Below are 21,239 nucleotides of genomic sequence, written 5' to 3' on the forward strand. Positions count from 1 at the left end.
CCATAGCAAGCGAGGATTCACAGATGAAAACAGCACAGTTACTGGTTCTGACCCTGATCGGGCTGCTCGGCAGCTCGGCAGCGCTGGCCCACAGCGAGACGTACGGGGGCCATCAGGCCGCCGCAACGATCAGGGAGCAGAAACCCTGGGGCATCGCCGGTGATGCGGCGCAGGTCGGCCGCACCATCGAGATCCGCATGACCGACCGGATGCGCTTCACCCCGGATCGGCTGCAGGTCAGGCAGGGCGAGACCATTCGTTTCGTCCACCACAACGACGGCAAGATCCTCCACGAGTTCGTCATCGGTACCCGCAAAACCCTGGATGAACACGCCGAGGCGATGCTGCGTTTTCCCGGAATGCAGCACGACGAGCCCTATATGGCCCACGTTGCGCCGGGGCAGAGCGGCGAGATGATCTGGACCTTCAACCGCGCCGGCGAATTCGACTTCGCCTGCCTGATCGCCGGCCACTACCAGGCCGGTATGGTCGGCACCATCCAGGTGCAGGCCGATTGACCTACGAGAGGAAACACGCATGAAGAAGCCATTGCTGATCGCGGCGCTGGCCGCCCTGTTCAGCCTGCCGTTGCAGGCCGCCGACTCCGCGCCGCTGAGCCAGGGCGAGATACGCAAGGTGGACGTCGCCGCGCAGAAGATCACCCTGCGTCACGGCCCCATCGCCAGTATCGGCATGCCGCCGATGACCATGGTGTTCGAGGTCGAGAAGCCGGAACTGCTGGAAGGGCTTTCAGCGGGGGAGAAGGTGCAGTTTCAAGCGCAGCAGCAGGGTAACCGTTACATCGTTACCGAACTGCAGGTAGTGGAGTAGTCAGGAGAACCGGCCCGGGCATTGCGCTCCGGGCCGGCGAACACTCAGTTCAGGCCGTCGGTCAGGGCCTTGGCAGGTACCAGCTTGACCACTTTCTTGGCAGCGATTTCGATGCTCTTGCCGGTCTGCGGGTTACGGCCAGTGCGCGCTGGGCGCTCACTCACTTTCAGCTTGCCGATGCCTGGCAGGGTGATCTCACCGTCGTTTTCCAGTGCGTCGCCGACAATTTCGCCCAGCTGATCGATCAGGGTGCGGACAGTGGCTTTGGGCAGGGATACGGCCTCGGCCAGGTCGCTGATCAGTTGGTCTTTGGTGATTGCCATGATGTAACTCCGTTTGCAGGTGAGAGGTTCGATGCTGCCGATATGGATCTGTGCAGTCGAAAACGTGGGAACGCTAACATAAAAGAGGTGATTCGGCAGTGCCGCAACGGGCACTGCCGATAGGGCTTAGTGTCGCATCAGTCCTGGTGGTTCCAGCGTGCAAGCAAAAAACGCAGCCTCCCACTGATGCCGGGTTCGCTGGCGCTGTCAAACGGCACCTCGATCTCCAGGCTTCCATCCCTCTGGAGGTTGCCATCGAGTTTATGGTCGGCGCTGTGCACCCCCTGGTTCTGCCAGGCATGGCTCACCTGCCAGCCGCTGTCGGCACTGGGCGGGGTTATTTCCAGCACCAGGCTGTTGCGGAACAGGTAGCTGCCCTCGAAATGCTGGTTGACCCATAGCTTGCGTTCCACCTCGTAGTCCGGCACCCGCACGTTGAAGGTCAAGGTATAGGCCAGCCCCTTGCGCCTGCTGTTCACACGCGCCCGATCGGCGAGAAACAGGCTGCCAAGGAATAGCTTGCCGTTCTCCTGCGGTGCCTTGAGCCAGTGCTGATGGGCGAGACAGGCCACCGAATCCTCTTCGGCGGTACGCCGGCTCAGGTACCAGAGCTTGCCACGGGGGGCGGCGAGCACTTCGAATTGGTACAGGGCGTTGACTGTTTGCCCCTGGCGCTCAGACTTGCGCAGCTCCCTGGGCAAAATGATGGCGTCGACTTCAGCCCAGATGTCCACACGTACATCGCCGAACAGAAAGCGCGTGAGATTCTGGTAAGCCTCCTCGCTGTTGACGATGCCGAAGTAGCCGGAATGTGCTCGATAGGTAAAGGCCTTGGCGCAGGGCGCTGTCGGTTTGCCGCGAGCGTCCAGGCCGCAGAGGGTCGCGTTGTCGATGCGCACCAGGCCGTCGCTGCCATGGCCGGCGAAGGTGCGCGACAGGCCCAGGCCAGCTTCGTAGTCCATGCGGTTGGTGCCAACCATGCAGAAGAAGCGTTTGGATGCAAAGCGTGCCTCGGGCAGCCAGTCGACCCGTTCGGTGAGCTTGTAGGCAGCTTCCAGATCCAGAAAGGTCGCCAGACGCTGGCGGTTGAAATTGCTGATGTCGCTCAGGTTCAGCCAGCTCGGCGGGTTGATGCCGAGCAGGTCGATGCCGTTGTGCGGGGTAGCGTAGGTGAACACCTTGTCCACCAGCTGAGCCGCGCCGCCCGGATCCAGCTTGGGATTTTGCAGCAGGCCGCGGCAGACCAGGCCACCCATCGAATGGGCCACCAGGTAGCAGCGAAAGTCGGTCTTGGTAATGCCGTTCTTGGGGTTGGCGCAGATCAGCTCGCGCACCTTGAGTATCAGCTCGCCAAGCTTGCTGGCGAACACCTCCAGGCTCGGTGTGCTGCCGATACCCAGCAGCCGTGAGGCCTCGTCGTAGTAGCGATAGATGATGATCGAACGGCTGCCCAGGCGATTGTCGGTGTTGGCGGCCCATTCCGGGTCGAGAATGTCGTAGCCGTTCTCGTATACGTCCTGATAGTCGAATTCCGTGGCCAGGCGGATCACCGGCGACTCGAAGACGAATTTGCGTGGCTGGCGGGTCTTTTCCGCCACCGCGCGGTAGACGGTAGAACCGAGGTTGAAGCCGCAGAACGGGTCGGCACTGGTCTGGTCGATCTCCCCCGGGGTCATGGCGTAGCCACGCACGTAGATGATCGGATGGAACGGGCTATGCGAATTGGCCATGATTGCTCCTGAGGTGGCGTGCGCGTGCCTCGGGAATGCTCATCATGGCCGAACTGCGGGATGCGACGAGTGGCGCGGGTAATAGTGGAGAAGGTTAGCTCAGCGCCGGAGGTTTTCCGGATTTTTGCACCGTCAGACAGCGACTTGGCGAGGCTCGACTAAGCTACTGATACTTGCCTAATGCTGGAGTGCCATCATGTTGCGCGCATTTGCCGATCTGGGGTTCCGCTGGAAGATTGCCCTGCCCATTCTGTTGCTGGCCGCCTTGCTGGTAGCGATGGGCACCTTGGGGGTGCGCGGTATCACTCAGGTCGCCGAATCCAGTACCACCCTGACCAATCGCCATCTGCCGGCCATCAGCCTGCTGCTCAACGCCGACCGCGATCTTTACCAGGCCTTCGTCGCTGAGCGCAGCCTGCTCGATGAGGACTCCGGTGCGCACGCGGCACAATTACATGCCTCGCATGCGGAGAACCTGCAGCAGGCCTATGACCGTGTGCACAAGTTCGCTGCGATGCAGCCAGGCAGCGAAGCGCTGGCCTTGGTGGCCGAGTTCGACCGTGGCTTTGAACGCTGGAAGGCAACCTCGTCGCGTGTGCTGGAAATGGCCAGCAGCGATCCCAACGAGGCCAGCCGGCTGAGTTTCTCAGACAGCGAGGCGCAGTTCGAAGAGGCACGCACTGCCATCGACAAGCTCGGTGAATTGGAAGACAACGCCGCCAATGCCGTTGGCACCGATGCCATTGCCCGCGGCGAAGCGCTGGTCTGGCAGCAGGGACTGATCATCGCCATCGGCTTGCTGGTGTGCCTGGTCCTGGTGGTGGGCTTCCCGTTGTTGGTGACCCGTCCGCTGCATAACCTTCTTTATCGCATCGAACAGATCGCCGACGGTGATGGCGACCTGCGGGTGCGTCTGGACGTGCTCTCCAGGGACGAATTGGGCAAGCTCAGCCACGCCTTCAACCGCTTTCTCGACAAACTGCAGCCGTTGATCAAGGAAGTCGGACGGGTCACTGGTGAGGTGGCCGACTCGGCACAGAGTCTCGCAGGCATGGCGGCTGCCAATGATCGTTTGATCAGCAGCGAGCACGCGGCGGTCGATCAGGTCAGCACTGCGGCCACCGAAATGAGCGTGGCCGTGCATGAAGTGGCGCGCAATGCGCAGAATGCTGCCGATGCCGCGCGCCATGCCGAGGTCCAGTCGCGAGAAGGCGCCCAGGTGGTTGGTGCGACCATTCATTCGATTCGCCAACTGGCCCAGGAAGTGGAGAGCGCATCCGACACCATCCAGACCCTGGAGCAGGAAACCGCCAACATCGGTGCGGTACTGGCGGTGATCAAGGGCATCGCCGAACAGACCAACCTGCTGGCGCTCAACGCAGCCATCGAGGCGGCGCGGGCAGGGGAGCAGGGCCGCGGTTTTGCCGTGGTCGCCGATGAGGTGCGAGCGCTGGCAGCGCGTACCCAAGAGTCGACCAAGGACATCCAGCAGATGATCGAGCGTCTGCAGGCTGGAGTGCAGAATGCGGTCAAGGCCACGCATTCGGGTAGCGCGCGGGCGCGGCAGAGCGTGGAACAGGCGGCTGGTGTTGATCAGGCTTTGAGCGTGACCGGCGATTCGGTGCAGCGCATCAACGACATGGCTGCGCAGATCGCCACCGCCTGCGAGGAACAGAGCAGCGTCACCGAGGAAATCGCGCGCAATATCAGTGACATTCGCGACCTCTCCAACGAAGCGGCGCAGACCTCCGAACAGAGCACACGGGCCAGCCAACACCTGTCCGAGCTGTCCCACGGGCTGGCCCAGTTGGTGGGACGTTTCCGGGTGTGACATCAGTGTCTCGCGTATCTAAGTGTTTGAAGCAGTTGTAAGTTTGCGTTTAGCCGTTACAATGGCGCGGCTCGTCGCAATGGCGAGCAGCGTTATGGTGGCCCTGCCGGTCCCCTCGCAACGATTACCCGTTAACTTGGTCAGGCCCGGAAGGGAGCAGCCACAGCGGGAACATCGTGTGCCGGGGTGTGGCTGGTGGGGTCCACCTCCAGTCTTTCAGGCTTTCGCCACCCCCTTTTTTACCTCTGCATCTTCAGCGTCTATCTGGCGGATTTTTGCAGTGCGCAATAAAAAGCCCGCGTTATGGATGCGGGCTTTGGGGTGTTTGCAGGCTCAGGCGATGCGGTAATTCAACACGCTGTCCTGTTCTTTGAGCGTCTTGCGCAGATCGGCTGGGATATTGCCGGCGCGTACGGCCAGTTCCAGGCGGATTTCTTCCAGGCTCTGGGCGAAGGCATTCTGGTCGTTGATCTGTGGCTTGGCCAGGACGCGACTGTAGACAGTGCTGTCGCTCTCGTCGAGCAGGGCGAGGATGATGCTGCCGTCCGGTCGTGGTGAGCTGAAGCTGGCACGCAACGGATTGAACAGGTGATCGACGAGTTGCTGGTTGGTGAGTTCCATGTCCTACTCCATCCTGAGGTTGGTCACCTTCGACCTCAGGATGACAACTTAGTTCACGCGGTCAGCGACTGGCGGGTACGTTCGATCACTTGTTGCAGCGATTCTTCGTTGTACTGGCCCGGGTAGAGACGCTGGCTGTACTGGGCGATACCGGTTTTGTCGACCAGGGTGAAACTGAAGCTGCCCTTACGCGTTGCCTGTATGCGGCAATCGAAAGGAGCGAAGGCGTGAGTCAGCGTGCTGATGGCTTTCTGAATTTGATGTTGAGCATTCATTTTTCTAGGTATTCCTTAAAGCATGTGCGCTTCGTTGCGCGGGGTGTAGCTCCATGTGGTTGGCCGAAAAGCGGCCATAGCATGTCAACCGATCGGAGCTTGATTAGCACGATAAAGTTCCATTGTTACGGTTCTTCGGCGTGGTAGGTACGTCGGAGGCAGGCAGAGGAACTGCACCGATAAACGGCGAGTCGGCCTGATCAGTCAGCAGATGGGATCGGGGAGGGCGGCAGCGCGGAGATGCGCTAGACGTTGAACCGGGAAACCAGCGAGGGGGCGCAAAGGCCTTAATGACTTACAGCGTGGTACGAACGGCGCGGATGATAATGCTTTGTGCAAGAAATAACCAGCGCTATTTCTCAAGTCAGGGCGATGCTGCCCCACACATGCGGGTGGCGGATGCAATTTGCCGGTTGCTCCGCTAGGATTAGCCCACTTTTGCTTTCCTCATATGACGGTTTTCCATGAGTTATCAGGTTCTTGCACGTAAATGGCGTCCGCGCTCGTTCCGCGAAATGGTCGGCCAGACGCATGTGCTCAAGGCTCTGATCAACGCCCTGGACAGCCAGCGCCTGCACCATGCCTACCTGTTCACCGGCACCCGCGGTGTGGGCAAGACCACTATTGCGCGGATCATCGCCAAGTGCCTGAACTGCGAAACCGGCATCAGTTCCACCCCTTGCGGCACCTGCTCGGTCTGTCGGGAAATCGATGAGGGGCGTTTCGTCGACCTGATCGAAGTGGACGCCGCCAGCCGCACCAAGGTCGAAGACACCCGTGAGCTGCTCGACAATGTGCAGTACTCGCCGAGTCGCGGTCGCTTCAAGGTCTACCTGATCGACGAAGTGCACATGCTCTCCACCAGTTCCTTCAACGCCCTGTTGAAGACACTGGAGGAGCCGCCGCCCCACGTCAAATTCCTGCTCGCCACCACCGACCCGCAGAAGCTGCCGGTTACCGTGCTGTCGCGCTGCCTGCAGTTCTCGTTGAAGAACATGCCGCCGGAGCGGGTGGTCGAGCATCTGACCCATGTACTGACCGCCGAGAACGTCCCCTTCGAGGACGATGCCCTGTGGTTGCTCGGCCGTGCTGCCGATGGCTCGATGCGCGACGCCATGAGCCTGACCGACCAGGCGATTGCCTTCGGCGAGGGCAAGGTGCTGGCGGCCGACGTGCGCGCCATGCTCGGTACGCTCGACCATGGTCAGGTTTACGGCGTGCTGCATGCGCTGATCGAGGGCGATGCACGAGCTCTGATCGAGGCGGTACGTCATCTCGCCGAGCAGGGTCCGGACTGGAATGGTGTGCTGTCTGAGATGCTCAACGTTCTGCACCGTGTCGCGATTGCCCAGGCGCTGCCGGAGGCCGTCGACAACGGCCAGGGCGACCGCGAGCGTGTGCTGCAACTGGCTCAGGCGCTGCCAGCCGAGGATGTGCAGTTCTACTATCAGATGGGTTTGATCGGGCGCCGTGACTTGCCCCTGGCACCTGAACCGCGCGGTGGCTTCGAGATGGTGCTGCTGCGCATGCTGGCCTTCCGCCCGGCGGGAGCCGACGACGCGCCCAAGGTCACGCTAAAGCCCTTGGGGATCAGCCAGGCCACTGCTGATTCCCAACAAAACCCAGTGGCCGGCACCGCTATGCCGGCTCCTGTGGTTTCTGCTCCTGTTATTGCTCCCGTCGCACAGACTCCCGTTGTTACGGCGGCGGTCGAGCCTGGCCCTGTTGTGCCGGCCCCGAGTGTCACGCCTGTCGTGAGTGAGCCGGTTCAGCCTGTTGAAGTGCCTGTAGCACCGGCCGCTAATCTGCCCGTCGAGCCCGAGCCCGAGCCCGAGCCCGAGCCAGCTGCTCCTGTGGTTGATGTGCCGTGGGCAACTGCCAAGGCTGTCGAGCTTGTGGCTGAGCCCGTTCCGCCTGTTGCGCCGGTAGAGCCAGAGGTGAACACCGCAGAGCCGGTAGTTGCGCAAGTTGCATCGGTCGAAGTGCCCGCACTGAGTGAGGTCGCGCCACCGCTAGCCGATGTAGATGGTGGTGAAGACGAGCCACCGCTCGGCGACTACGACTATGTGGAAATGGACGCCGAAACCCTCGACTACGATTTCGGCCAAGCCGAAGCCGCGACGCCTGCGGTCGAAGAACCACTACCGGCCGCCAAGCCGGCTACCGGTCTGGCGGCAGAGTGGCTGTCACTGTTTCCGCAGCTTGGCCTGGGCGGCATGACTGGCAGCATCGCCGCCAACTGCACGCTGATCGAAGCCAACGGTGATGACTGGCTGCTGCACCTGGACCCGGCGCACAGTGCGCTGTTCAATCCGACTCAGCAGCGTCGTCTCAACGACGCGCTGAACCAGCAACAGGGGCGCATCATCAAACTGCGTATCGAGCTGTGCAAACCTGAGCAGGAAACCCCGGCGCAGGCCGCAGCCCGGCGCCGTGCCGACCGCCAGCGCAGCGCCGAGGCGTCGATCCATGCCGACCCGCTGGTGCAGCAGATGATTCAGCAGTTCGCGGCCAAGGTGCGCGACGACAGCATCGAACCTATCGATATTCCCAGCTAACCGGTCGTTTCAACGACTTGTTTAACCCCGAACACCGAGGATACCGACATGATGAAAGGTGGCATGGCAGGCCTGATGAAGCAGGCTCAGCAAATGCAGGAAAAAATGCAGAAGATGCAGGAAGAACTGGCCAACGCTGAAGTCACCGGCCAGTCTGGCGCCGGCCTGGTCAGCGTGGTGATGACCGGTCGTCACGACGTCAAGCGCATCACCCTGGATGACAGCCTGATGCAGGAAGACAAGGAAGTGCTCGAAGACCTGATCGCCGCTGCCGTCAACGACGCGGTGCGCAAGGTCGAGCAGAACAGCCAGGAGAAGATGTCCGGCATGACCGCAGGGATGCAGCTCCCCCCCGGCTTCAAAATGCCCTTCTGACGGGCCACGTGCCGTCCAGGCGACGCACATGGTGGCGTTGCCGGCTAACTCGGAATCCTCATGTGCTCCAGCACACTGCGGTTCCTCGTCCGCCGGCGCCTTGCCCTGTACGCTGCCTGATCGCCACTCTTACTTGTGTTGATCGCATGTGCAGGACGGCGACAGGCTTCAAATTTGTAGCCCGGATGCAATCCGGGAATGATCAGTGACCTGTGCTCCCGGATTGTATCCGGGCTACGAACCCTAGGAACGCCATGAGCTTCAGCCCCCTGATTCGCCAGTTGATCGACTCTCTGCGCATCCTGCCCGGTGTGGGGCAGAAGACCGCGCAACGCATGGCGTTGCAGCTGCTCGAGCGTGATCGCAGTGGTGGTCTGCGCCTGGCGCAGGCACTGAATGCAGCGATGGAGGGCGTGGGGCACTGCAAGCGCTGCCGCAGCCTGAGCGAGGACGAAATTTGCCAGCTATGCCTGGACGAGCGTCGTGACGACAGCCTGCTGTGTGTGGTCGAAGGTCCGATGGACGTGCACGCGGTGGAGCAGACCGGTTTTCGCGGTCGTTACTTCGTGCTCAAGGGGCATCTATCGCCACTCGATGGTCTGGGGCCAGAGGCCATCGGTATTCCTGCGCTGCTGGAGCGCATCGATGCCGGTGCTTTCAGGGAAGTGATCCTGGCCACCAACCCGACGGTGGAAGGCGAGGCCACGGCGCACTACATCGCTCAGATTCTCGCCGGCAAAGGCCTGGTCGCCTCGCGCATCGCCCATGGCATGCCGCTCGGTGGCGAGCTGGAATTGGTCGACGGCGGCACGCTGGCCCATGCCTTGGCAGGTCGGCGCCCGATCAGCCTGTAAGCAGTCAAACCCTCTCGATTCGGAGTGCCAGTGACCACCGACACTCTGCGCCGTATTGCGCTGGTGTTCCTGCTCGGGGCGCCTCTGGCCGCACAGGCTCAATGTCCGACCGGGCAGGCACAGGTGTGCCTGGGTGCTTCCTGCTTGTGCGTGCCCGATCCTGTACGGGTACGTGAAGATGGCCTGAATATGGCGGCGGCGCGCTTGGAGGCCTGGTTGCTGCAGTCGCGTGAGGCAGCACTGCGAGCCGGCACCGAACCTATCCCTCTGATGATTCGTGCCCAGCTTGCGCCGTTCTACGACGATGCGTTGCTTGATGAAGTGCGCTTTCGCGTGGGCATCACCGACGAGATGGACGCCGCCACCGTCATGCTGCAGAGCCCCGATGTGCAGGCCGTGACGCTGGTCGACGTGGTGGTGTTTCGCAACGCTGATGCTGCGGCAGAGGATGCAGCGCTGTGGGCGCATGAATTGTGGCATGTGCAGCAATACCGCGAGTGGGGCACCGATGGTTTCGCCCAGCGTTACACGCGCGATTTCCAGTCTGTGGAAGGGCCTGCGTACGAGATACAGGCGAGGGTCAGGCGGGCGCTGCGTTAGCGGAGCAGTCTGTTTCGCAGTGATACTCTGCCAGGGCAGTCATGGCGCTGTGATCCATCGTATAGGCGATCCACTTGGCATCCGGATGCCCGCCCAGGCGCTGGTAGAAACGCTCGGCTTTTTGGTTTCCCGCTAGTACATCCCATTTCAATCGACCTGCGCCGCGAGCCTTTGCCCAACGGGCCACAGCGGCCAGCAACTGTTCGCCAAGTCTCTGGCAGCGTGCATCAGGGGCTACGTACAACTCCTTGAGCCGAACCGTCGGGCGCAGGTCGTAGGTGAAGGTGAGCTCCTGTGTTACGGCATATCCGAGCAGGCGGTCCGAGGCCTCTGCCACGAATATCCGGCACTGGGGTTCCGCGGCGAATGCGCGGGCCATCAGTTGCACCTCGTCCACCGCGAAATCCTCCAGGTAATCCTCGAAGCGGGCTAGCTCGCGCATCAGCGGGAGAAGGGCGGGCACATCCTCGGCCCGCGCCTCGCGTACATATGGGCTCAGCATGCGCAGGAAAAGGCCGGGCGGGCTTCCTGCGGGCTTTGCGCGCCGGTCAGACTCAACCCCTCGTCCAGCCAGCCCGTGACGCCACCGAGCATCTCCTTCACCGCGAAACCCAACCCGGCCAGGCGGACAGCTGCTCGGTGCACGCCATTGCAGTGTGGCCCGGCGCAGTAAACGACGAACAATGTGTCGCGTGGATATCCGGCCATGAACTCCGCGCTCATCAGGCGATGGGGGATGTTGATCGCGCCGGGTACGTGGCCAGCGGTGTAGGCGGCTTCTCCACGCACGTCGACCAGCACGTAGTCGACCTCGCCCACCTGCTGGCTGACATGCACGTCCGAGCAGTCGGTCTCGAAGGCCAGGCGCTGGGTGAAATGGGCAATTGCGTTTTCCGGGTTGGCAGCAGGGTGCTGACGAACGAGGCTGGGCATGGTGACTCTCCATCGGTTGAGTAATGGCGCCACTGTATCCAGCGCGCGTCCTGCTCTAAAGTGGCGGGCAAGACAGTAACTGGTAAGTTTCCGCCAAATGCACGACGCCCCCGGCCTGGTGGCCATCCTTGCCTACGATGGTCTCTGCACCTTCGAGTTCGGCATTGCCGTGGAGATCTTCGGTCTCCCCCGGCCCGAGTTCGATTTCCCCTGGTACCGCCATTGCATCGTAGGCCTGGACAGCGGCCCCATGCGCGCCATGGGCGGTATCCAGATACTCGCCGAGGCAGGACTGGAGCGCCTGGCCGAGGCGCGCACCATTGTCATTCCCGGCTGGCGTGACCGCACCGAGGTTCCCCCCGAGCGTTTGTTGACCGCCCTGCGCGACGCTCATGGACGTGGCGCTCGGCTGGTTTCCATCTGTTCCGGCGTTTTCGTCCTTGCCGCCAGCGGCTTGCTGGACGGTCGACGCGCTACTACCCACTGGCGCTACGCCGAGGAGCTGGCGCGTCGTTTTCCTGCTGTCGAGGTAGATCCGGACGTGCTTTATGTCGATGCCGGCTCGCTCATCAGCTCGGCTGGCAGCGCCGCCGGCATCGATGCCTGCCTGCACCTGGTGGCGCGAGACTTCGGTACCCAGGTGGCCAACACCGTAGCGCGGCGATTGGTGATGTCGCCCCAGCGGGCCGGTGGCCAGGCCCAGTTCATTCCGGCCCCGGTGGCCCGGGCGCCGCGCAGCGACCTCTCCACCCTTATGCAGTGGGCGCGGCAGCATTTGCATGAGCCCTTGGAAGTGAGTCAGCTGGCACGTCGTGTGGCCATGAGCGAGCGCACCTTCCTGCGCCGTTTCAGTGAGGCCACAGGCATGACTCCCAAGGCCTGGTTGCAGCACGAGCGCCTGGCACGAGCCCGTGAGTTGCTGGAGAGCGGCACTGATGGCAGTGAGCGCATCGCTGAGCTGTGCGGTTTTCGCTCGGTGGAGAGTTTCCGTGTGGCCTTTCGCAACGCTGTCGGACTACCGCCTTCGGCTTACCGGGAGCGTTTCGGTATGACGCATACATCCTGATCGGCGGGCAGTGCTCAACTTGAAAACCAAGCAAGCGCTAGGTTAGGGTGGCCAAAACAATAACGGGAGTACCCGCATGGCCGCCCCACAATCGTATTTCGATGAGTCTCACCAACTGGTTCGCGATTCCGTTCGGCGCTTCGTCGAGCGTGAAATCCAGCCGCATATCGATGACTGGGAGGAGGCCGAGGAATTCCCTCGTGAGCTGTACCTCAAGGCCGGCGCCGCGGGCATTCTCGGTATTGGCTATCCGGAGCAGTTCGGCGGCAGTCACGAGGGGGATGTGTTCGCCAAGGTGGTGGCCAGCGAGGAACTGATGCGCAGCGGTTCCGGCGGCCTGGTGGCCGGGCTCGGTTCGCTGGATATCGGCTTGCCGCCCATCGTCAAGTGGGCCAAGCCCGCCGTGCGCGAACGTGTGGTACCGCAGGTGCTGGCTGGCGAGAAGATCATGGCGCTGGCGGTGACCGAGCCGTCCGGTGGCTCCGATGTGGCCAATCTCAGGACTCGCGCGGTGCGCGATGGCGATCATTACCGCATCAACGGCAGCAAGACCTTCATTACCAGCGGCGTGCGCGCCGATTACTACACGGTGGCGGTGCGCACCGGTGGCGAGGGCTTCGGTGGCGTCAGCCTGTTGCTGGTGGAGAAGGGCACGCCAGGTTTCAGTGTCGGCCGCAAGCTGAAGAAGATGGGCTGGTGGGCGTCCGATACCGCCGAGCTGTTCTTCGACGACTGCAAGGTGCCGGTGGAGAACCTGATCGGCGTGGAGAACGCCGGTTTCGCCTGCATCATGGCCAACTTCCAGAGCGAGCGCCTGAGCCTGGCGATCATGGCCAACATGACCGCACAACTGGCGCTGGAGGAGTCCCTGAAATGGGCGCGCGAGCGCCAGGCGTTCGGCAAGCCGGTGGGCAAGTTCCAGGTGCTCAAACATCGCCTGGCCGAAATGGCGACGCAGCTCGAGGTTTCTCGCGAATTCACCTACCGCCAGGCGGCACAGATGGCCGCCGGCCGCAGCGTGATCAAGGAGATTTCCATGGCCAAGAACTTCGCCACCGATATCGCTGCTCGCCTGACCTACGATGCGGTGCAGATCATGGGTGGCATGGGTTACATGCGTGAATCTCTGGTCGAGCGCCTGTATCGCGATAACCGCATTCTTTCCATTGGCGGCGGCACGCGCGAGATCATGAACGAGATCATCGCGAAGCAGATGGGGCTGTAGAAAACGGCATCTGGGCCGTTATGGCGCGAAAGCCTGGTCGAGCGCCTGTACCGCGACAACCGCATCCTTTCCATTGGCGGCGGCACGCGCGAGATCATGAACGAGATCATCGCCAAGCAGATGGGGCTGTAGCAGATGTCGTGGGAGGGGCTTTAGCCGCGATCAGAGGCGCTGCTGAGCACCGTCGCCGCTAAAGCGCCTCCCACGGAAGGCGGCGTTCAGGATGCTTGCTGATTCTGCGCCGCCTGGCGCAGGCGGGCGATGTCGCGCTGCGGTGGATCGCCGAACAGACGGCTGTACTCGCGGCTGAACTGCGATGGGCTTTCGTAGCCGACGCGATAGCTGGCCGCTGCCGCTTCGAGGTTGTCGCACAGCATCAGCCGGCGGGCCTCCTGCAGGCGCAATTGCTTCTGGTACTGCAGCGGGCTGAACGCCGTGACGGCCTTGAATCTGTGGTGCAGGGTCGAGGGGCTCAGGTTCACTTCGCGGGCCAGTTCCTCGATACGCAGCGGCTGATCGAAGTTCTTGCGCAGCCACTCGATGGCGCGGGAGATGCGCTGGCTCTGGCTGTCGGCGATCACCACTTCATGCAGGCGATGGCCCTGCGGGCTGAGCAGCATGCGGTAGAAAATCTCGCGCAATGCCAATGGCGCCAGCATGGCGATGTCGGATGGGGTTTCCAGCAGGCGTAGCAGGCGGATCACCGCATCCAGCAGGCGCGGGTCGAGACGATCGAGAAACAGCGCCCGTTGGGAGGCCGCGTCCGGGGCTGGAATCGCCGGCATTTCGGTGAGCAGGCTGCTTATCAGCGCGGGATCGATCTCCAGAGCGATGCTCAGATAGGGGTGATCCGGGCTGGCCTCGATCACCCGGCCGGTTACCGGCAGCACCACCGACGCCACCAGGTAATTCAGCGGATCATAGACGTAGAGTTCGTCACCCAGACGTATCTCTTTACGGCCCTGGGCGATGATGCACAGGCAGGGGTCGTAGACTGTCTGCATCGGCAGGCTGGGTGTCGTGGCGCGAGCCAGTTTCAGGCCAGGAATCGCTGTGAGATGCAAACCGTCCTCGGGGACGAAGCGATCGACCAGGCGTGCCATTTCGTGGCTCAGTTCGGCAAGGGGGGTGTCGAGAGTTGTGGCGGTGTGAATGGGTGACTGCATGGCGCGCCTCCGGAAAGTCAGCGAAGCCTATCCAGGTTTTTCAGGCAAGTCATGAGGGGCGGCAGGATTAGGCAAATATTTGCCAGTAATGGGCAAATTGCCAGTGATACAGAGTATTTCAAGGGTGGTCAGGGTGCGATGAACTCGGTGCGGCAATTTCATTGCTATGGAGTTTTAGGCAAGGATTTACCAGTAATCGACTAACGCTCTGATGACCTTCTGCCTGATCTTTGTAGCCATCGAGCGGTGCCTCTGCACCGGCTCGAACACGTGCAGTAGCCATATCACCCGCTAAGTGGTGCTCACATACGTCACGAAAGGAGCGAACCATGTCCAGCAAATGGCTGATCGCACCGCTGACTCTGTTATTGCTCGCCACGGCCTGGCTTGACTCAAGAGCCGTTGGTGAAGCGGCTTTTGCCGAGCCGGACGCAGCACCCCATGTTCTGCAGCGAAACGCTGCTGGTATGTATTGATTCAGTTCCAGGAGGTTGCCATGAGCATCATTCACCGTATGACCGTTCGCGCCCGCCACGACCGTTCAAATCGGTTGGGGCAGTGCCTGGCGCGATTGCATGAGGTTGGTCGAGATATCCCAGGTTGCGAACGCCTGCGTGTGTTCTCTCTACGTAGTGATCCTTTGATATGGCAGGTAGAAGGGCAGTGGCGTTCGGCAGCGGCACGCGATGCTTTCCTCGGCAGCGAAGGCCTGCGTCGGGTTTTGGCCCAGGCGATAAATGAAGGGCTGTTCACTCATCTCGAATGCGGTATGGAGTTGCAGCAGCAGGTCGCCTGAGCCGCTCAGGCTTGCCTTTGTGAAATTATCTATATAGATTTTCATGAAATTAATTATTTTAAATTTCATGAGTCATCTATGTTTCGCCATGCCAGTGAGCACGTCGACAGCTATTACGCCCATAGCTGCAAGGATCGACTGACGCATCATCCCGTGCTGCAAGGTGATCTGCAGTGTGAGGTGCTGGTGATCGGTGCTGGTTTCAGTGGTCTGCACACTGCTTTGCGCCTGGCCGAAGCAGGGCGCAAGGTCATTCTGCTGGAGGCCAGCCGTGTGGCCTGGGCAGCCTCTGGGCGCAACGGCGGCCAGGCGATTCTCGGCTGGTCCTGCGATATGCCGCCGCTGGAGAAGGCCTTGGGCCTCGAACGCGCCCGCCGTCTGTGGGACGGCATGGCCTGGGCCGCCGGCGAGCTGCGCGAGCTGCCGCAGCGCCATGGCTTCGACTGTGACTACCGCCGCGGCCACCTGTGGACCGCGGTACTGCCGCGGCGGGTGGCGCTGCTGCACGAGTGGCAGGAGGAGGCCGCCCGCAAGTGGGGCCATCGCACGCTGCAGTTCGTCTCTCGCGAGCAGATGCCGGAGTGGGTCGCCAGCGAGCGTTACCGCGCTGGCCTCTACGACCCCGAGGCCGGGCACCTCAACCCGCTCAAGTTGGCGCTCGGGCTGGCCGAAGCCTTCGTTCGCGCCGGTGGGCAGATCTTCGAGCAGAGCCGTGTGCTGAGTCAGGACAAGCAGGGCACGGGCTACCGTGTGCGTACCGAGCAGGGCAGCGCGCAGGCCGACACCCTGGTGCTGGCCTGCAACACCTATATCGATCACCTCGAGCCGCGTCTGGCGCGGCGCATCCTGCCGGTCGGTACCTACCAGATCGCCACCGAGCCGTTGGGCGCAGAGCGCGTTGAGGCATTGTTGCCGCGCAATGCCTGCGTCACCGACAACCAGTTCGTTCTCGACTATTTCCGCCGTACGCCAGATCACCGCCTGCTGTTCGGTGGTGGTTGCACCTATCTGGGCGGCCTACCGAGGGACATGGCTGCTGCCACGCGGCCGTTCCTCGAGCGCGTCTTTCCGCAACTGGCAGGCGTAGCCATCGACTTTGCCTGGGGCGGGCATATCGACGTGACTCGTGCTCGCACGCCCGACATTGGCGGCGAGAACGGTCGTTACTGGCTGCAGGGCTTTTCCGGGCATGGTGTGCTGCCGACCCTGGCGGCGGCGCGGGCAGTCAGTGATGCCATTCTCGGCAATGACGACGAACTGGCGCTGTATCAGCAACTGCGCAATCCCGAATTCCCATTCGGCGAGCGCCTGGCGGCGCCGCTCGAGGCCATTGGCAAGGCCTGGTACCGACTAAGAGACAGCTTCTGAAATGGACAGCCCAGAGATGGACAAGAACCTGGAGATGGCGGCCCTGGCCGTGCTCATCCACGACCTGCGCAAGCACAAGAAGGTCACCCTCAACGAGCTGGCCGAGCGTATTGGTCGTTCCGTGGGCTTTCTCTCGCAGGTCGAGCGTGGCTTGTCACGCCCGACGGTGGAGGATCTGACCGCCATCGCCGAGGCGCTCGACGTACCCACCACCTATTTCTACAGCCTGCCCAAGCCCAAGGCCCTGGATTGGGTCACCCGGCCGGATGAACGCCGCACCCTTTACCTGGCTGGTGGCATCACCGACATCATGGCTTCGCCGACTTTGCAGGGGGCTTTCATGGTCGTCGACAGCCTGCTCGAGCCAGGCGCCAGCAGTGGCGAGCGGCAGATGAGCGATCGTTCCGAGCAGGCCGGCTATGTGCTCGAAGGCCAATTGACGCTGTGGCTGGGTGAGGACGAAGAGAGTGCCACCCTCTATCCCGGCGATGTTTTCCAGGTGCCGAGCTATGCGCGCCTGCGTTATGCCAATCAGGGCGACACCCCCGCGCGGGTGTTATGGATCTACACCTGAACCTTCTCGTGAACCCGGAAATAACCACAATGAACGCCACCCGAGTCGAGCTGCTCGACGAAGTCCGTCAATTTCGCCAGGTCCACCCCGAGGTGCGCTTCGTCGACCTGATCTGCCTGGACATTCCCGGGCATTTCTATGGCAAGCGCTACCCCATCGAGATGCTGGAGAAGGTCGCCGCCGGCAGCGCCCTGAAACTGCCGCAGAACTGTGTACTGCTCGGCGCTCAGGGCGGGCTGTACGAGATCGGCGACTACTGCTTTCATGACGGCGACCCGGACGCGCCACGGCGGCTGATCCCCGGCACGCTCAAGCTGGTGAACTGGGAGCACCAGCCGCTGGGGCAGATGCTGATCAGCTCCGACGGTACCGAGGCGCCCATCGAGTTCGAGCCGCGCGAAGTGCTGGCGCGCGTGGTGCAGCGCCTGGCCGCGCGTGGCATTCATCCGGTGGTGGCCTTCGAGCTGGAGTTCTACCTGTTCGACAAGGCGCTCAAGGACGGCTTGCCGCAGTACCCGCGCGATGACCTGAGTGGCGATGCCGATGACCAGCCGAACATGCATATCGAACGGCTGTCGCGTTTTTCCGAGGTGCTCGACGACATCAGCGAAACCGCGCGCCTGCAGGGCATCGACACCACGGTGATCACCGCCGAGATCGGCCCGGGGCAGTTCGAGATCAACTTCAGCCACAACGCTGACCCGATGCAGGCGGCCGACTGGTCGGCGCTGTTCTGCCGGGTGAGCCGTGGCGTGGCGCTCAAGCATGGCCATCGGGCCAGCTTCATGGCCAAGCCGTACCTGCAGTATCCGGGCAGCGGCATGCATATCCATGTCAGTCTGTACGACGAGGCCGGTGACAACCTGCTGGCCCGCGACGAGCAGCGCCCGCTGCGTCATGCCGTGGCCGGTTGCCTGGAACTGCTGCCGGAGCTGATGCCGATCTACGCGCCGAACCACAACAGCTACCGCCGCTTCGGCGCCCAAGTGAACTCGGCGAGCAAGGCCAGCTGGGGTTTCGAGGATCGCGACGCCTGCGTACGTATCCCCGAGTCGGACGCGCGCAACCTGCGCCTGGAGTTCCGCCTGCCGGGCGCCGATGCCAACCCCTATCTGGTGCTGGCGGCATTGCTGACCAGCATCGAGCAGGGCCTCGACGCCCAGGCCGAGCCCATCGCATCACTGAATGACGACCGCGAAAGCGGCGTCGACTTTCCCAAGGACATGCTCGACGCCGTACGCCGCATGCAGGTCAGCGAGCGCGTCGCGGCTGGCCTCGGCAGCGAGTTCGTCATGGTCTATTGCGAGAACAAACGCCAGGATCACCTGGCCTTCATGCACGACATCAGCCCGCGCGAATATCGCTGGTACCTGTGATGTCTCGGATCGAAGGAGGCGACATGAACAACGCCCAGAACAACCCGAAAACCGCACACTGGCAGGCCCTGAGCCAGGCCCACCACCTGGCGCCGTTCAGTGATTACAAGCAGCTGGCCGAGAAGGGCCCGCGCATCATCACCGAGGCAAAAGGCGTGCACCTGTGGGACAGCGAGGGCAATAAGATCCTCGATGGCATGGCCGGTCTGTGGTGCGTGGCCGTCGGCTATGGCCGCGAGGAACTGGTCGAAGCGGCAGCTCAGCAGATGCGCCAGTTGCCGTTCTACAACACCTTCTTCCAGACCGCCCATCCGCCGGTGCTGGAGCTGGCCCATGCCATTTCCCAGCTGGCGCCGGCCGGCATGAACCACGTGTTCTTCACCGGTTCGGGCTCGGAAGGTAACGACACCATGTTGCGCCTGGTACGCCACTACTGGGCGTGCAAGGGCAAGCCGAGCAAGAAGATCATCATCGGCCGCGACAACGGTTACCACGGCTCCACCGTGGCCGGCGCCAGCCTTGGCGGTATGAAGTTCATGCACGAGCAGGGCGACCTGCCGATCCCCGGTATCGCGCATATCCCGCAGCCGTACTGGTTCGGTGAGGGCGGCGACCAGTCGCCTGAAGCATTCGGTATCTGGGCTGCCGACCAGTTGGAGAAGAAGATTCTCGAACTGGGCGAAGAAAACGTTGCAGCCTTCATTGCCGAGCCGATCCAGGGCGCTGGTGGCGTGATCATCCCGCCGGAGACCTACTGGCCGCGCATCAAGGAAATCCTGGCCAAGTACGACATTCTTTTCGTCGCCGATGAAGTGATCTGCGGTTTCGGCCGTACCGGCGAGTGGTTCGGCAGCCAGTACTACCACCTCAAGCCTGACCTGATGACCATCGCCAAAGGCCTTACCAGCGGTTACGTACCGATGGGCGGGTTGATCGTCAGCGACAAGGTGTTCGAGGTGATCGAGGCGCACGGCGATTTCAACCATGGCTTTACCTATTCCGGCCATCCGGTGGCGGCAGCGGTGGGCCTGGAGAACCTGCGCATTCTCAAGGAAGAAGGCATCGTCGAGCGGGTGAAGGCAGAAACCGCGCCCTACCTGCAAAAGCGCCTGCGTGAGCTGGCCGATCACCCGCTGGTGGGCGAAGTGCGCGGCGTCGGCATGCTTGGCGCCATCGAGTTGGTGCAGGACAAGGCGACGCGCACACGTTATCCGGGTGACAAGGCGGTAGGCATGATCTGCCGCGGCCACTGCTTTAATAACGGTCTGATCATGCGCGCCGTGGGCGACACCATGATCATTGCGCCGCCTCTGGTGATCAGCCTTGCCGAGATCGATGAGCTGGTGGAGAAAGCGCGCAAGTGCCTGGATCTGACCTGGGAGCAGGTGCGTAGCGCTGTATGACCAGCAATTCGCGGCTGAAGCCGCTTCTACGCAAAGGCAGTGTCTGTAGGAGCGGCTGGGCGGCATTCCGCTTCAGCCGCGAAGGACGATGATCAAAAGAAAACCCCGCGACCGGTAACGGTGGCGGGGTTTCGTTTTTCAGCCGCTTACTTGAGGCTGTTTTTCAACGTCTGTGCTGCCTGATCCATGGCGGAGAGTACCGCCGGGACTTCGGACACCACATTGAGCAGGCCATAGTCGTGGATCATGCCGTTGTAGCGCACGGCGGTCACCGGTACGCCGGCGGCGTTCAGGCGGCGAGCGTAGGCTTCGCCTTCGTCGCGCAGCACGTCCATCTCGGCGGTCTGCACCAGTGCTGGCGGCAGGCCCTTGAGCTGTTCCAGGCTGGCGCGCAGGGGCGACGCATGGATCTCGTTACGCTGCTTCGGGTCGGTGGTGTAGTTGTCCCAGAACCATTCCATCATGCCGCGGGTGAGGAAGTGGCCTTCGGCGAACTGGTTGTAGGAGCCATTGTTGAAGTTGGCGTCGGTCACCGGCCACAGCAGCACCTGGGCGCGCAGTTTCGGCGTACCGGCTTCCTTGGCCTTGATGGCGACCACGGCTGCCATATTGCCGCCGACGCTGTTGCCGGCCACTGCCAGGCGCGATCCGTCGACACCGATCTGGCTGCCGTTGTCGGCCACCCACTTCGTGGCGGCATAGGCCTGGTTGATCGCGGTCGGGTACTTGGCTTCCGGCGACGGCGTGTAGTCGACGTAGATTGCAGCGGCGCCAGAGCCTACTACCAGGTCGCGGATCAGGCGTTCGTGGGTCGGATAATCACCCAGTACCCAGCCACCGCCATGGAAGAACATGAAGCCCGGCAGAATGCCGCGAGCGCCTTCAGGACGTACCACCTTGAGGGTGAGCGACTGGCCATTAACCTGGATCACCTTGGTGTCCACGATAATGCCGGACAGGTCCACCTTGACGTTGGCCTGAGCACCTACCAGTACGGCGCGGGCGTCTTTCGGCGAGAGGGTTTCCAGCGGCTGACCACCACCGGCTGCCAGGGCATCGAGGAAACCTTGGGTGTTGCGCTCCACGCCGGGGCTGCCGGCGGCGAAGCTGCTGTTGATGGCCAGGGCGAGCAGCCCGGCAGTCAGAGTGCGAGAAAATTTCATGGTCAAACTCCTGTCGATCAGTTGGGCGGCTGGTTGTCAGTTCTGGTTGGTGCAAACGCTGGAGAGTTGTTCGTAGTCGAGAACTTCCACGTCACCCGCGCTGTTGCGGTAGGTCATCGTTGCCGTGACCACTTCGCACTGCGAGCTGTTGGGCACGTCGATGGAAATCAC

Annotated in this window: 23 protein-coding genes, 1 other RNA gene and 1 pseudogene; 16 read left to right on the plus strand and 9 right to left on the minus strand. The window is 62.3% G+C overall.

What is annotated here, in order from left to right:
* Positions 1-23: 23 nt before the first annotated feature.
* Positions 24-518, plus strand: coding sequence for a cupredoxin domain-containing protein (locus tag BM186_RS08710; protein WP_074914686.1), 495 nt, complete (start codon positions 24-26; stop codon positions 516-518).
* Between the two features lie 19 nt (positions 519-537).
* The gene (locus BM186_RS08715) at positions 538-831 is read left to right on the plus strand and encodes a copper-binding protein (RefSeq protein ID WP_074914688.1); all 294 of its coding nucleotides are present in this window, start codon (positions 538-540) and stop codon (positions 829-831) included.
* A 44-nt stretch (positions 832-875) separates the two neighbouring features.
* On the opposite strand, the gene BM186_RS08720 is transcribed toward BM186_RS08715, so the two are convergent.
* Positions 876-1,154: an HU family DNA-binding protein gene (locus BM186_RS08720; RefSeq protein WP_072424786.1), complete on the minus strand. Its 279-nt coding sequence runs from the start codon at positions 1,152-1,154 to the stop codon at positions 876-878.
* 137 nt (positions 1,155-1,291) lie between these two features.
* Positions 1,292-2,884, minus strand: coding sequence for an esterase/lipase family protein (locus tag BM186_RS08725; RefSeq protein WP_074914690.1), 1,593 nt, complete (start codon positions 2,882-2,884; stop codon positions 1,292-1,294).
* 196 nt (positions 2,885-3,080) lie between these two features.
* Here BM186_RS08725 and BM186_RS08730 point away from each other — a divergent pair, with 196 nt between their 5' ends.
* Positions 3,081-4,715, plus strand: a complete 1,635-nt coding sequence (locus tag BM186_RS08730; RefSeq protein ID WP_074914692.1) for a methyl-accepting chemotaxis protein — start codon at positions 3,081-3,083, stop codon at positions 4,713-4,715.
* Between the two features lie 104 nt (positions 4,716-4,819).
* Positions 4,820-4,916, plus strand: an RNA gene (gene ffs / locus BM186_RS08735) — signal recognition particle sRNA small type.
* Between the two features lie 132 nt (positions 4,917-5,048).
* On the opposite strand, the gene BM186_RS08740 is transcribed toward ffs, so the two are convergent.
* Positions 5,049-5,336 carry a DUF3509 domain-containing protein gene (locus BM186_RS08740; RefSeq protein WP_017677242.1) on the minus strand — a complete coding sequence of 96 codons (288 nt, stop codon included), beginning with the start codon at positions 5,334-5,336 and terminating at the stop codon, positions 5,049-5,051.
* A gap of 53 nt (positions 5,337-5,389) precedes the next feature.
* Positions 5,390-5,611 (minus strand): hypothetical protein, encoded by a 222-nt coding sequence (locus BM186_RS08745; protein WP_074914694.1) that lies wholly within the window; start codon positions 5,609-5,611, stop codon positions 5,390-5,392.
* A gap of 464 nt (positions 5,612-6,075) precedes the next feature.
* Here BM186_RS08745 and dnaX point away from each other — a divergent pair, with 464 nt between their 5' ends.
* The 4 genes from dnaX (at position 6,076) to BM186_RS08765 (ending at position 9,998) form a co-directional block, all read left to right on the plus strand.
* Positions 6,076-8,169 (plus strand): DNA polymerase III subunit gamma/tau, encoded by a 2,094-nt coding sequence (dnaX, locus tag BM186_RS08750; RefSeq protein WP_074914696.1) that lies wholly within the window; start codon positions 6,076-6,078, stop codon positions 8,167-8,169.
* A gap of 48 nt (positions 8,170-8,217) precedes the next feature.
* Entirely contained in the window at positions 8,218-8,544 is a 327-nt protein-coding gene (locus BM186_RS08755) for a YbaB/EbfC family nucleoid-associated protein (protein ID WP_003460931.1), read from the plus strand.
* A 254-nt stretch (positions 8,545-8,798) separates the two neighbouring features.
* A complete protein-coding gene (gene recR, locus BM186_RS08760; RefSeq protein ID WP_074914698.1) occupies positions 8,799-9,398 on the plus strand; it encodes a recombination mediator RecR in 600 nt (199 codons plus the stop codon).
* Between the two features lie 30 nt (positions 9,399-9,428).
* Positions 9,429-9,998 (plus strand): eCIS core domain-containing protein, encoded by a 570-nt coding sequence (locus tag BM186_RS08765; protein ID WP_074914700.1) that lies wholly within the window; start codon positions 9,429-9,431, stop codon positions 9,996-9,998.
* Here BM186_RS08765 and BM186_RS08770 read toward each other — a convergent pair.
* Positions 9,979-10,500, minus strand: a complete 522-nt coding sequence (locus BM186_RS08770) for a GNAT family N-acetyltransferase (RefSeq protein ID WP_072424792.1) — start codon at positions 10,498-10,500, stop codon at positions 9,979-9,981. The two genes, BM186_RS08765 and BM186_RS08770, sit on opposite strands and share 20 nt — an antisense overlap.
* The gene (locus BM186_RS08775; protein WP_074914702.1) at positions 10,494-10,931 is read right to left on the minus strand and encodes a rhodanese-like domain-containing protein; all 438 of its coding nucleotides are present in this window, start codon (positions 10,929-10,931) and stop codon (positions 10,494-10,496) included. The genes BM186_RS08770 and BM186_RS08775 overlap by 7 nt, the downstream gene beginning before the upstream one ends.
* A gap of 97 nt (positions 10,932-11,028) precedes the next feature.
* On the opposite strand from BM186_RS08775, the gene ftrA reads away from it, so the two are divergent.
* Entirely contained in the window at positions 11,029-11,997 is a 969-nt protein-coding gene (gene ftrA, locus BM186_RS08780) for a transcriptional regulator FtrA (RefSeq protein WP_074914703.1), read from the plus strand.
* Positions 11,998-12,073: 76 nt separating this feature from the next.
* Positions 12,074-13,354, plus strand: a pseudogene (locus BM186_RS08785) (acyl-CoA dehydrogenase family protein).
* An 86-nt stretch (positions 13,355-13,440) separates the two neighbouring features.
* Here BM186_RS08785 and BM186_RS08795 read toward each other — a convergent pair.
* Positions 13,441-14,388 (minus strand): AraC family transcriptional regulator, encoded by a 948-nt coding sequence (locus tag BM186_RS08795; RefSeq protein WP_074914707.1) that lies wholly within the window; start codon positions 14,386-14,388, stop codon positions 13,441-13,443.
* A gap of 329 nt (positions 14,389-14,717) precedes the next feature.
* On the opposite strand from BM186_RS08795, the gene BM186_RS26605 reads away from it, so the two are divergent.
* From BM186_RS26605 to BM186_RS08820, 6 genes are all read left to right on the plus strand, one after another.
* Entirely contained in the window at positions 14,718-14,864 is a 147-nt protein-coding gene (locus BM186_RS26605) for a hypothetical protein (protein ID WP_017677236.1), read from the plus strand.
* 20 nt (positions 14,865-14,884) lie between these two features.
* Positions 14,885-15,184 (plus strand): antibiotic biosynthesis monooxygenase, encoded by a 300-nt coding sequence (locus tag BM186_RS08800; protein WP_074914709.1) that lies wholly within the window; start codon positions 14,885-14,887, stop codon positions 15,182-15,184.
* A gap of 78 nt (positions 15,185-15,262) precedes the next feature.
* Positions 15,263-16,552 carry an NAD(P)/FAD-dependent oxidoreductase gene (locus BM186_RS08805; RefSeq protein ID WP_074914711.1) on the plus strand — a complete coding sequence of 430 codons (1,290 nt, stop codon included), beginning with the start codon at positions 15,263-15,265 and terminating at the stop codon, positions 16,550-16,552.
* A gap of 16 nt (positions 16,553-16,568) precedes the next feature.
* Complete coding sequence (locus tag BM186_RS08810; RefSeq protein ID WP_074914745.1) at positions 16,569-17,126, plus strand: helix-turn-helix domain-containing protein; 558 nt, start codon at positions 16,569-16,571, stop codon at positions 17,124-17,126.
* A 29-nt stretch (positions 17,127-17,155) separates the two neighbouring features.
* The gene (locus tag BM186_RS08815) at positions 17,156-18,502 is read left to right on the plus strand and encodes a glutamine synthetase family protein (RefSeq protein ID WP_074914713.1); all 1,347 of its coding nucleotides are present in this window, start codon (positions 17,156-17,158) and stop codon (positions 18,500-18,502) included.
* Positions 18,503-18,525: 23 nt separating this feature from the next.
* Positions 18,526-19,905, plus strand: a complete 1,380-nt coding sequence (locus BM186_RS08820; RefSeq protein WP_074914715.1) for an aspartate aminotransferase family protein — start codon at positions 18,526-18,528, stop codon at positions 19,903-19,905.
* A 146-nt stretch (positions 19,906-20,051) separates the two neighbouring features.
* Here the strand turns inward: BM186_RS08820 and BM186_RS08825 are convergent, their stop codons facing one another.
* Complete coding sequence (locus tag BM186_RS08825) at positions 20,052-21,068, minus strand: alpha/beta hydrolase (RefSeq protein ID WP_074914717.1); 1,017 nt, start codon at positions 21,066-21,068, stop codon at positions 20,052-20,054.
* A 36-nt stretch (positions 21,069-21,104) separates the two neighbouring features.
* Positions 21,105-21,239 carry a DUF2790 domain-containing protein gene (locus tag BM186_RS26975; RefSeq protein ID WP_279626845.1) on the minus strand — a complete coding sequence of 45 codons (135 nt, stop codon included), beginning with the start codon at positions 21,237-21,239 and terminating at the stop codon, positions 21,105-21,107.

This window comes from Ectopseudomonas toyotomiensis (genome assembly GCF_900115695.1).
GTDB classification, from domain to species: Bacteria; Pseudomonadota; Gammaproteobacteria; order Pseudomonadales; family Pseudomonadaceae; genus Aquipseudomonas; species Aquipseudomonas toyotomiensis.

Excerpts from the sequence above, each read along its gene's own strand:
- BM186_RS08710 (WP_074914686.1), top strand. The coding sequence starts at position 24 with ATGAAAACAGCACAGTTACTGGTTCTGACCCTGATCGGGCTGCTCGGC.
- BM186_RS08715 (WP_074914688.1), top strand. The coding sequence starts at position 538 with ATGAAGAAGCCATTGCTGATCGCGGCGCTGGCCGCCCTGTTCAGCCTG.
- BM186_RS08720 (WP_072424786.1), bottom strand. The coding sequence starts at position 1,154 with ATGGCAATCACCAAAGACCAACTGATCAGCGACCTGGCCGAGGCCGTA.
- BM186_RS08725 (WP_074914690.1), bottom strand. The coding sequence starts at position 2,884 with ATGGCCAATTCGCATAGCCCGTTCCATCCGATCATCTACGTGCGTGGC.
- BM186_RS08730 (WP_074914692.1), top strand. The coding sequence starts at position 3,081 with ATGTTGCGCGCATTTGCCGATCTGGGGTTCCGCTGGAAGATTGCCCTG.
- BM186_RS08740 (WP_017677242.1), bottom strand. The coding sequence starts at position 5,336 with ATGGAACTCACCAACCAGCAACTCGTCGATCACCTGTTCAATCCGTTG.
- BM186_RS08745 (WP_074914694.1), bottom strand. The coding sequence starts at position 5,611 with ATGAATGCTCAACATCAAATTCAGAAAGCCATCAGCACGCTGACTCAC.
- dnaX (WP_074914696.1), top strand. The coding sequence starts at position 6,076 with ATGAGTTATCAGGTTCTTGCACGTAAATGGCGTCCGCGCTCGTTCCGC.
- BM186_RS08755 (WP_003460931.1), top strand. The coding sequence starts at position 8,218 with ATGATGAAAGGTGGCATGGCAGGCCTGATGAAGCAGGCTCAGCAAATG.
- recR (WP_074914698.1), top strand. The coding sequence starts at position 8,799 with ATGAGCTTCAGCCCCCTGATTCGCCAGTTGATCGACTCTCTGCGCATC.
- BM186_RS08770 (WP_072424792.1), bottom strand. The coding sequence starts at position 10,500 with ATGCTGAGCCCATATGTACGCGAGGCGCGGGCCGAGGATGTGCCCGCC.
- BM186_RS08775 (WP_074914702.1), bottom strand. The coding sequence starts at position 10,931 with ATGCCCAGCCTCGTTCGTCAGCACCCTGCTGCCAACCCGGAAAACGCA.
- ftrA (WP_074914703.1), top strand. The coding sequence starts at position 11,029 with ATGCACGACGCCCCCGGCCTGGTGGCCATCCTTGCCTACGATGGTCTC.
- BM186_RS08795 (WP_074914707.1), bottom strand. The coding sequence starts at position 14,388 with ATGCAGTCACCCATTCACACCGCCACAACTCTCGACACCCCCCTTGCC.
- BM186_RS26605 (WP_017677236.1), top strand. The coding sequence starts at position 14,718 with ATGTCCAGCAAATGGCTGATCGCACCGCTGACTCTGTTATTGCTCGCC.
- BM186_RS08800 (WP_074914709.1), top strand. The coding sequence starts at position 14,885 with ATGAGCATCATTCACCGTATGACCGTTCGCGCCCGCCACGACCGTTCA.
- BM186_RS08805 (WP_074914711.1), top strand. The coding sequence starts at position 15,263 with ATGTTTCGCCATGCCAGTGAGCACGTCGACAGCTATTACGCCCATAGC.
- BM186_RS08810 (WP_074914745.1), top strand. The coding sequence starts at position 16,569 with ATGGACAAGAACCTGGAGATGGCGGCCCTGGCCGTGCTCATCCACGAC.
- BM186_RS08815 (WP_074914713.1), top strand. The coding sequence starts at position 17,156 with ATGAACGCCACCCGAGTCGAGCTGCTCGACGAAGTCCGTCAATTTCGC.
- BM186_RS08820 (WP_074914715.1), top strand. The coding sequence starts at position 18,526 with ATGAACAACGCCCAGAACAACCCGAAAACCGCACACTGGCAGGCCCTG.
- BM186_RS08825 (WP_074914717.1), bottom strand. The coding sequence starts at position 21,068 with ATGAAATTTTCTCGCACTCTGACTGCCGGGCTGCTCGCCCTGGCCATC.